At 36.8% G+C, this 8,423-nt stretch carries 8 protein-coding genes and 2 pseudogenes; all 10 read left to right on the forward strand.

Features of this window, described 5'->3' with window-relative positions; all coding sequences use genetic code 11:
- Positions 1 to 161 (forward strand): annotated as a pseudogene (locus WBN20_RS14480) (prephenate dehydratase); the annotation flags it as partial.
- A complete protein-coding gene (locus WBN20_RS14485) occupies positions 158 to 1,303 on the forward strand; it encodes a pyridoxal phosphate-dependent aminotransferase (RefSeq protein ID WP_424282199.1) in 1,146 nt (381 codons plus the stop codon). The pseudogene WBN20_RS14480 and the gene WBN20_RS14485, both read left to right, overlap by 4 nt.
- Before the next feature lie 89 nt (positions 1,304 to 1,392).
- A complete protein-coding gene (locus WBN20_RS14490) occupies positions 1,393 to 2,259 on the forward strand; it encodes a prephenate dehydrogenase (RefSeq protein WP_424272416.1) in 867 nt (288 codons plus the stop codon).
- 2 nt (positions 2,260 to 2,261) lie between these two features.
- Positions 2,262 to 3,359: a chorismate mutase gene (locus tag WBN20_RS14495; protein WP_424282200.1), complete on the forward strand. Its 1,098-nt coding sequence runs from the start codon at positions 2,262 to 2,264 to the stop codon at positions 3,357 to 3,359.
- Positions 3,360 to 3,518: 159 nt separating this feature from the next.
- Positions 3,519 to 4,133 (forward strand): annotated as a pseudogene (locus tag WBN20_RS14500) (head GIN domain-containing protein).
- Positions 4,134 to 4,303: 170 nt separating this feature from the next.
- Positions 4,304 to 5,254, forward strand: coding sequence for a ribosome small subunit-dependent GTPase A (rsgA, locus tag WBN20_RS14505; protein ID WP_424270719.1), 951 nt, complete (start codon positions 4,304 to 4,306; stop codon positions 5,252 to 5,254).
- Positions 5,251 to 5,706, forward strand: a complete 456-nt coding sequence (gene dtd / locus WBN20_RS14510) for a D-aminoacyl-tRNA deacylase (RefSeq protein WP_424282201.1) — start codon at positions 5,251 to 5,253, stop codon at positions 5,704 to 5,706. The genes rsgA and dtd overlap by 4 nt, the downstream gene beginning before the upstream one ends.
- The gene (locus WBN20_RS14515) at positions 5,703 to 6,029 is read left to right on the forward strand and encodes a nucleotide pyrophosphohydrolase (protein ID WP_348137151.1); all 327 of its coding nucleotides are present in this window, start codon (positions 5,703 to 5,705) and stop codon (positions 6,027 to 6,029) included. The genes dtd and WBN20_RS14515 overlap by 4 nt, the downstream gene beginning before the upstream one ends.
- Before the next feature lie 36 nt (positions 6,030 to 6,065).
- A complete protein-coding gene (locus WBN20_RS14520; protein WP_424282202.1) occupies positions 6,066 to 7,295 on the forward strand; it encodes a 3-phosphoshikimate 1-carboxyvinyltransferase in 1,230 nt (409 codons plus the stop codon).
- A gap of 86 nt (positions 7,296 to 7,381) precedes the next feature.
- Positions 7,382 to 8,423: tRNA preQ1(34) S-adenosylmethionine ribosyltransferase-isomerase QueA (queA, locus tag WBN20_RS14525; RefSeq protein ID WP_424282203.1), on the forward strand; the 1,042-nt coding region annotated here is incomplete at its 3' end.

An 8,423-nucleotide genomic window follows, 5' to 3' on the forward strand; every position in this document is an offset into this window, starting at 1 on the left:
AAATACAGTCATTACCGATTATTGAAACACCATGGAAATATGCATTTTTTGTGGATATAACTTTTATGGATCACAATAATTTTACTAAAGCGAAATCATTATTGGAAATCATGTCCGAAGATTTCAAAGTTTTAGGTGAATATAAAAATGCTCGTTTATGATACAGACTGCAAATCGCTTACAGACCATAGAAGAGTATTATTTCTCTAAAAAATTGCGTGAAGTCAGGGCAATGGCAGCTGAAGGCAAGCCAATCATAAATATTGGTATTGGTAGTCCGGATCTTCCACCATCTGAAGCTGTAATTACTTCTTTTCAGGAATCTATAAGACATGCGGGTGCGCATCAGTACCAGAGTTATCAGGGACTCCCTGAGCTAAGAGAAGCTATAGCGAAATTTTATAAGGAGAAATTTGGTGTAAATGCAGATCCGTCTACTGACATATTGCCCCTTATGGGTTCCAAAGAAGGAATAATGCATATTAGTATGGCTTTTTTAAATGAAGGCGATGAAGTATTAATTCCCAATCCGGGTTATCCTACATATTCATCTGTCACTAAATTAGTGGGAGCAGTTCCAAGACAATATGATCTGCTTGCTGACAATGGATGGTTTCCAGATTTAGAAAGTTTATCGAAGGAAGATTTGTCTGGTGTAAAGCTAATGTGGGTGAGTTACCCGCACATGCCTACAGGGGCTACGGCAAATGCTTACCAATTTGAAACATTAGTGGCCTTCGCGAAAAAGCACAACATTTTATTGGTTAATGATAACCCTTATAGTTTTGTTTTAAGCAAGAATCCGTTGAGCATTTTAAGTGTTAAGGGAGCCAGAGAAACTGCTTTGGAACTCAATTCTCTTAGCAAAACTTTTAATATGGCAGGTTGGAGAGTGGGAATGGTTTTAGGAAATGAAAAGAATGTAAATGCGATTTTAAAAGTAAAAAGTAATATGGATTCCGGAATGTTCTATGGCATTCAAAAAGGTGCTATAGAGGCATTAAAAAGTGGTAAAGAATGGTTCTCTCAATTAGACACCATATATATAGCTCGCAGAAAGTTGATGTTTCAATTGGCAGATAAACTCGGCTGCACATATGACCCAAATGCTGTAGGGATGTTTGTTTGGGCAAAACTGCCGAAGGGATCGCCGAATTCAGAAGATTTTATAGATCGAATATTACAGGATAAAAATATTTTCATTGCACCTGGAACTATTTTCGGAAGTAATGGGGAGGGCTATATAAGATTTTCACTTTGTGTAACAAAATCAAAGATAAAAGAGGCTATCGACAGGTTTTAAGCCTTTAAACAGAATAAAATAAAAACTGGAATTTAGTAAAAGCATATCCTTAGAATTGCAATTAGCGTAAAGGGTTATAAGTTAAAAAGATGAATGTAATAATAGTAGGTATCGGATTAATCGGGGGCTCAATGGCCAGGGACCTGAGATGCCAATATTCCGAGGTATCAATCTATGGAATGGATGCAAATGAAGCCCATCTTGAAGAAGCTGTTAGGCTGCAACTTATAGACGGTATTGCAGGCTCAAAAGAATTATCGGAGGCTGATTTGGTTATAGTTAGTATCCCCGTGGATGCCATTGTAAAGGAACTTCCAAAATTATTGGATGTTATAGGTGACGATACTTTGGTGATAGATGCAGGGTCAACAAAGTCTGAAATTTGCAGCATAGTAACAGATCATCCGAGAAGACGAAATTTTCTGGCTTGTCATCCTATTGCAGGAACCGAATTTTCCGGCCCCTCTGCTGCTGTTTCGGAACTGTTTGATGGTAAAACAAACATCATTTGTGAAGTAGAAAAAACAGCATTTAAACTCCAGGAAAGGGCTTTGAATATTTTTAGCAGCCTGGGAATGCGAATAAGATACATGAATCCCGAAGCGCATGACCGGCATATTGCCTATGTCTCACACCTATCGCATATAAGTTCGTTTATGCTTGGTAAAACTGTAATTGAAAAGGAGAAAAATGAGCGTGACATTTTTGACATGGCAGGCAGTGGTTTCGAAAGTACGGTTAGATTAGCAAAAAGCTCACCGGCCATGTGGACCCCTATTTTTGAACAAAATAAAGAAAATGTTATAGAGACTTTGGATGAATATATTCAGAATCTGGAAGCCTTTAAACAAAAACTTATTGATAATAATTTTGAAGGCATATATAAAGAAATGGACAATACCAATAAGATAAAAGCAATATTAAAAGGAATACCACAAAATAATAAAGACAGATAATAATGGAGAATTCAAAAAATTTGAGATCATGGTTAGATGATATGAAGTTATCACATCCCCTGGTAATTGCAGGGCCATGTAGTGCAGAAACTGAAGATCAGGTATTGGGAATAGCCCATGAGCTTAAAGATACTGATGTAAACTACTATCGTGCTGGTATCTGGAAGCCGAGAACCAGGCCCGGAAACTTTGAAGGAGTTGGAGCTATTGGTCTCAAATGGTTACAAAAAGTAAAAGAAGAAACCGGACTTAAGACAGCCACTGAGGTAGCTAACAAAAATCATGTAGATCTTGCATTGGAACATGATGTGGATATGTTGTGGATAGGTGCACGCTCTACAGTAAGTCCATTTATAGTTCAGGAAATTGCTGATGCTTTGGAAGGAACAGACAAAATTGTCCTGGTTAAAAACCCGGTAAACCCTGACCTTGCTTTATGGTTAGGTGCAGTAGAGCGTTTGTCAAAGGCTAATATTAAGAAACTTGGAGTTATACACCGAGGTTTTTCTACCTATGAAAAAACTAAATACCGAAATATCCCGGAATGGCAAATGGCAATAGAATTACAGACTAAATTTCCCGATCTCCCTCTGATTAATGACCCCTCACATATTAGTGGTAACAGGGAATTGATATTTGATATTTCACAGACCGCACTGGATCTGAATTTTGATGGATTAATGATTGAAACACATCACGATCCGGATAATGCCTGGAGCGATGCGGCACAGCAGGTTACTCCTATAAAATTGGTGCAAATCATGGAAGACTTAAAGATTAGAAAGGAAACAGATGAGGAAGCAGAATACAACCAAAAAATTAATAATCTGCGGACTCAAATTGATATTATTGACAATCAGCTTATTGAAACCCTTGGTAAACGAATGAAAGTTTCAGATGGAATAGGTGAATTGAAAAGACAACGTAATGTTGCCGTTCTTCAAACGAACCGATGGAATGCAATATTAGGCAAAATGATACTCGAAGGTGAATCTAAAGGATTGAGTGAAGAATTTGTGCTTCGAATGTTTAAGGCTATACACCAGGAATCAATAAATCATCAGGAAAAGATAATAAATGCCGTGACCTTAAAGAAATAGAGGTTAAATTCTATTAATGACTTTATATTTAATCTGGCACTAAAAGTGTAACAAAAGAAGAATAACGTTGTCTTTAAAAAAACTAGTAACGCAAATATTATGAAAAAAATAATGTCGTTTTGCATGTTTCTTATTGCCTTTTATGGCTTTACGCAAACCATGCTTGACAAAGAAGTTGGCGATTTCCGGGAAATAAAAGTTTATGATCTAATTGAAGTAAATCTTATTAAGTCTGATGATAACCGTATTATTATTAAAGGGCATAACGTTTACGATATCAAATTTGTTAATAAAAACGGTGTTTTAAAATTACGTATGGAGCTCGATAAAAAGTTCCAGGGGGAAGATACCTTTGTTGAGGTATATTACACAGATTTGCGAACTATAGACGGAAATGAAGGGGCTAAAATTGTCTGTAATGAACTCGTCGAAAAGGAGAAGATTGAGATAAGAGCCCAGTAAGGATCACATATTAAAATTGGAATGGATGTAAGGGATGTGGAAATGAAGGCGGTCACCGGAGGTATAATTGAGGCATCCGGATTAGCAAAAAATCAAATAATTGTTATAAATACCGGTGGAGTATTTGAAGGCAGGGAATTGTTAACAGAGGTAACAAGTATAAAAATTTCAGCAGGTGGAGAGGCAGAACTTTACGCCTCAGAAAAATTAGATGTCAATGTAAAAGCAGGAGGTGATGTATATGTTTATGGAAATCCAAAAGATGTAAATAAAACAACTCTGGCCGGGGGTAGAGTAATTTTTAAGGACTAATAGGTTAAGCTAATAATAAAAAAACCCGGTAAAAATACCGGGTTTTTTTATTGTATTAATTTTTTTTGATAAAACCTTTTGAAGATTAATGGTTTTTTGGCCTTTGCTGGTAAAATATACCACTCCAAATTAAAGTATTATTGTTTCTTTGTATTGAAATACAAACATTTATGCTTGGAATTGTTTATAAATCTACCGGTAGTTGGTACACAGTAAAAACTGACGAGGGAGATATTTATGAATGCCGTATTAAGGGGAAGTTCCGAATGAAGGGAATTAAGAGTACTAACCCAATTGCTGTGGGCGATCTGGTTGTATTTGAAGTTGAGCAAATTGGCGATGAAACAAATGGTGTTATCTCTAAAATAGAAGATCGCAAGAATTATATAATTCGAAAATCGGTTAAACTTTCGAAACAAACACATATTATAGCGGCTAACATTGATCAGGTTTTTTTATTGGTTACGCTTAAGAATCCAAGAACCTATACTATTTTTATTGATCGATTTCTAGCAACCTCCGAAGCCTATGATATTAAAACAGTACTCCTTTTTAATAAAATAGATATGTATAATGAGGATGAGTTAACAGAAGTAAAGTATTTAGCTGCCTTGTATCGAGAAATTGGCTATACGTGTATTGGAATTTCTGCAAAAACAGGAAAGAATGTCGATATGGTAAAAGACTTGATGAAGGAACATACAAGTATGTTTGCGGGGCATTCAGGAGTGGGAAAATCCACACTTATTAATTCCATAGCACCTGAGTTAAATTTAAAGACTACCGAAATTTCTGATCAGCACTTTCAGGGACAACACACCACGACTTTTGCAGAAATGTATGACTTGAATTTCGGAGCCAGGATTATAGATACTCCTGGGATTAAAGGCTTTGGTATGGTGGATATGGACAAGTATGAGATAGGAGATTATTTTCCTGAATTTTTTAGACTGAAGGGCAACTGTAAGTTTAATAACTGCCTGCACATGGATGAACCAAAATGTGCGGTTAAGGCAGCATTAGATAATGATGAGGTTTCATGGAGCAGGTATCGCAGTTATGTTCAGATTGTCACCGGTGATGAAGATACCTATAGAATGGACAATTACGAAGAAGTATGAGGGCTGTAATACAAAGAGTATCATCCGCAAGTGTTGTTGTAAATAACAAAACAATTTCTCAAATTGGATGGGGTTTTTTGGTATTATTGGGAATTGAAGATTCTGATTCCCGGGAAGATATTGAATGGCTATCAAAGAAAATCGTAAACTTAAGAATATTTAATGATGCCCTTGGAGTGATGAACCAATCACTATTGGAAACCAAGGGAGAGGCAATTGTGGTAAGTCAGTTTACATTACATGCTGCAACCAAAAAGGGGAACAGACCTTCTTATATAAGGGCAGCAAAGCCCAATATTGCTATTCCTCTCTATGAAGCTTTCGTACATCAGATGGAAACAGATTTAGGGAAACAGATAGGCACAGGTGTTTTTGGCGCCGATATGAAAGTGGCCTTGATAAATGATGGCCCGGTTACCATAATAATTGACACAAAAAATAAAGACTTATGAAAATTGAAGATGCACAGTTAGCTGTTGACAATTGGATAAAAGATCATGGCGTTCGTTATTTTAATGAATTGACCAACATGGCTCAGCTTACTGAAGAAGTAGGGGAAGTGGCTCGTATTATAGCCCGGCGGTACGGAGAACAAAGTGAAAAGGAATCGGATAAAGAAAAGGATCTGGGAGAGGAATTAGCCGATGTTCTTTTTGTTGTACTATGTCTGGCAAACCAGACCGGCATTGATCTGCAGCAAGCTTTTGACCGTAAACTGGATATAAAGGCAAAGCGAGACCACGACAGGCACCAGAATAATAAAAAACTGAAATAGTAGTATCTTTGGCTTCGCTTTAAAAATAATACCAATTTGAAATTACACCTCTCCGGCCCGTCAGACAATCTCCTGAAATCCCAGATTAAAATCACCGGTTCCAAGAGTGAATCTAACAGACTTTTGTTGCTCAATGCCCTTTATCCGGGTATTACAATAAAAAACCTATCCAATTCTGATGATGCCGCTGTAATGAAGAAAGGCATTCAGGCTAAAGAAGGAAATGTAGATATACATCACGCAGGCACAGCTATGCGTTTTTTAACGGCCTTTTTTGCTTCTCAGGCGGGAGTAAATGTTACCCTTACCGGTTCACAGAGAATGCAGGAACGACCAATAAAAATATTGGTTGATGCATTAAAAGATTTAGGAGCGGATATCGATTATTTGAAAAATGAGGATTATCCCCCATTGCGAATAAAAGGAAAATCCCTCCATAAATCTGAGGTGAGCCTTCCTGCAGATATTAGTAGTCAGTACATTTCTGCATTATTACTTATTGCTCCAAGTTTGGAGCATGGGCTGGTATTGGAACTGGTAGGGAATATTACATCTGTTCCCTATATTAAAATGACATTGGGCTTGTTAGAACAAATTGGGATAGGGAGCTCTTTTAAAGGAAATACGGTGCGTGTGAATCCAAAAAAACATGTAGGTGAAATTTCCATAACAGTGGAATCTGACTGGAGTTCGGCTTCATATTTTTACAGTATTACTGCACTATGTGAAATAGGGACGGAAATTAGATTGTCGTCCTATAGAAAAGATAGTTTGCAGGGCGATAGTATTCTTAAGGAACTATATAAAGATTTTGGTGTTAAAACCATATTTAAAGCAGATAGTATTACGCTGGTTAAAATTAAAACCAATCAAATAGCTGATCTTGAATACGATCTTGCAAATGCCCCTGATTTAGCACAGACCGTGGTCGTTACCTGTTTTGGATTAGGAATTGGATGTCATCTTACCGGTTTACATACCTTAAAAATAAAAGAAACAGATAGGCTGCTTGCATTAAAAAATGAACTTTCCAAACTTGGGGCTAAAGTATTAGTTACCGACAGGACACTTACTTTGGATTCTTCAAATAAAATAAATTCGGAGGTGGCAATTGATACTTATAATGATCATAGAATGTCAATGGCATTTGCTCCATTGGCTTTAAAAACTGCAATAGTCATTAACGAGGCGGAGGTAATATCCAAATCGTACCCGGATTTTTGGAAAGATCTGAAACAACTGGGATTTAGTATTACAGATTTATAAAAGTATTTAATATCACTTTTACTTGACAAGCCCTACTTCAGGATTGTATATTTGCAGCCGCCAAAAAGGCGAATTAATACGTACGTATGAAATTATCACACTTTAGTTTTGAATTACCAAAAGACCTGTTGGCAGAATATCCTGCAGAGCACAGAGATGAATCCAAATTAATGGTGGTTCATAAGGATACTGGTAAAATTGAACATAAAATGTTCAAGGATCTTATTGATTATTTTGATGAAGGAGATGTAATGGTTCTTAATAATACCAAAGTGTTTCCGGCCAGGTTATACGGTAATAAAGAGAAAACAGGAGCAAGAATAGAAGTTTTTTTACTTCGTGAGCTAAATGAAGAGCAAAGATTATGGGATGTTTTGGTTGATCCTGCCAGAAAGATAAGAATAGGGAATAAACTCTACTTCGGAGAAGATGAAAATTTGGTGGCTGAAGTTATTGACAATACTACTTCAAGGGGAAGAACACTTCGCTTTCTTTATGACGGGTCGTATACCGATTTTAGAAGAAAATTAAGAGAACTGGGTGAGACACCTCTTCCAAAATATATTAAAAGGGAAGTGGAACCGGAAGATGAGTCGCGTTATCAAACTATATATGCGAAACACGAAGGCGCTGTGGCTGCACCTACAGCAGGACTACATTTTTCCAAACATTTGTTAAAACGACTGGAAATAAGGGGAATTCAATTTGCCGAACTCACACTTCATGTAGGTTTGGGTACTTTTAACCCTGTAGAGGTAGAAGATCTTTCCAAGCATAAAATGGATAGTGAAGAATTGGTGATTGATGAGAAAGCCACAGAGATTGTTAATAGTGCTAAAATTAAGAAGAAAAGAATATGTGCTGTTGGAACAACCGCTATGAGAGGTCTGGAAAGTGCTGTTTCATCTGAGCATACTCTGAATACCTATGATGGCTGGACAAATAAATTTGTATTTCCACCTTATGACTTCAGCATTGCTAATGCCATGGTAACTAATTTCCATCTTCCAAAATCTACCCTCTTAATGATGGTTTCAGCATTTATGGGCCATGATCTGTTGAAAAGGGCTTATAAAGAAGCAATACTTGAAGGGTATAGATTTTACTCATACGGTGATGCTATGCTCA

The organism is Eudoraea sp. (assembly GCF_049665975.1).
Classification (GTDB): Bacteria; Bacteroidota; Bacteroidia; order Flavobacteriales; family Flavobacteriaceae; genus Eudoraea.

Coding starts and splice junctions, on each gene's coding strand:
- WBN20_RS14485 (WP_424282199.1), top strand. CDS start 158: ATGATACAGACTGCAAATCGCTTACAGACCATAGAAGAGTATTATTTC.
- WBN20_RS14490 (WP_424272416.1), top strand. CDS start 1,393: ATGAATGTAATAATAGTAGGTATCGGATTAATCGGGGGCTCAATGGCC.
- WBN20_RS14495 (WP_424282200.1), top strand. CDS start 2,262: ATGGAGAATTCAAAAAATTTGAGATCATGGTTAGATGATATGAAGTTA.
- rsgA (WP_424270719.1), top strand. CDS start 4,304: ATGCTTGGAATTGTTTATAAATCTACCGGTAGTTGGTACACAGTAAAA.
- dtd (WP_424282201.1), top strand. CDS start 5,251: ATGAGGGCTGTAATACAAAGAGTATCATCCGCAAGTGTTGTTGTAAAT.
- WBN20_RS14515 (WP_348137151.1), top strand. CDS start 5,703: ATGAAAATTGAAGATGCACAGTTAGCTGTTGACAATTGGATAAAAGAT.